Annotated in this window: 1 protein-coding gene; it reads left to right on the top strand. The window is 57.2% G+C overall.

Annotated features, from left to right (window positions below; translation table 11 throughout):
* On the top strand, positions 1-1,089 hold a 1,089-nt coding region (locus F2P46_RS35890), incomplete at its 5' end, for a terminase TerL endonuclease subunit (protein WP_229509603.1).
* Positions 1,090-1,096 lie beyond the last annotated feature (7 nt).

Below are 1,096 nucleotides of genomic sequence, written 5' to 3'. Positions count from 1 at the left end.
GTTGACGAGCTGCATGAGCACCGGACAAATACCGTTGTAGAGATGCTGCGCGCCGGCACCAAGTCAAGGCGCCAGGCGATGATCTTCATGATTACCAACGCCGGCAGCGGGCGCAACGGTCCGTGCTGGGCTTATCACGAGTACGGCGGGCGGGTAGCGCGTGGCGAGGTGATCGACGACAGTTTCTTCACCTACATTTGCGGGTTGGACGAGGACGACGACCCATTCATCGACGAGACTTGCTGGCCGAAGGCAAACCCCTCGTTGCAAGACGCGAATTTGCCTGGTTACAAATACATCCGTGAGCAGGTCACGGAGGCGAAAGGCATGCCATCCAAAGAAGCGCTGGTCCGTCGGCTGAATTTTTGCCAGTGGACGGAAGCCGAATCGCCTTGGATTTCGCACGAAATTTGGAAGGGTGCCAAGCGGGAATTTGATGTCGAAGAGCTGCGCGGCCGTCGCGCGTTCGCCGGCCTGGACCTCTCCAGCACTACCGATTTAACGGGGCTGGTGTTTCTGGTGGAGCCGGTGGACGACGGCGAGCCGTGGAAGTTGGTCCCATACGGCTGGCTGCCTGACGTTGGCCTGCAACGCAAGGCTGACACTGATCGCGTGCCCTACGTGGAGTGGAAAGCCGAAGGCATCCTCAACACAACGCCAGGTCGAGCGATCAGCAAGCGGATCATCCTGCAGAAATTATCTGCAATGACCGACTTCTTCGAGATTGTCGCCTGCGCATACGATCGTTGGCGCATCGAAGACCTGCTGGCAATGGCGTCGGATGACGGCATCAGCTTGCCGCCGATGAAGCCTTTCGGTCAGGGCTTCAAGGATATGAGCCCGGCAGTCGAGGAATTCGAAAGGATGCTCTTGAACGACGAGATCGTTCACAACGGGCACAAGATTTTGACGATGTGCGCCGGTAACGCGATCACCACCGAAGACGGTGCAGGTAACCGCAAACTGGACAAAGAGAAGGCGACTGGGCGTATCGACTTGATCGTCGCTGCCGTGATGGCAATCGGCATCATGCAAACAGCAAAACCTATTAAGGGTGGCTCCCTCGACGACTACCTTTCGGAACAATAAACATGAA

Origin of the sequence: Massilia sp. CCM 8734 (genome assembly GCF_011682155.1) — a bacterium.
In the GTDB taxonomy this organism is placed as follows: Bacteria; Pseudomonadota; Gammaproteobacteria; order Burkholderiales; family Burkholderiaceae_D; genus Telluria_A; species Telluria_A rubra.
This window is presented reverse-complemented; position numbering and strand designations above follow the sequence as displayed.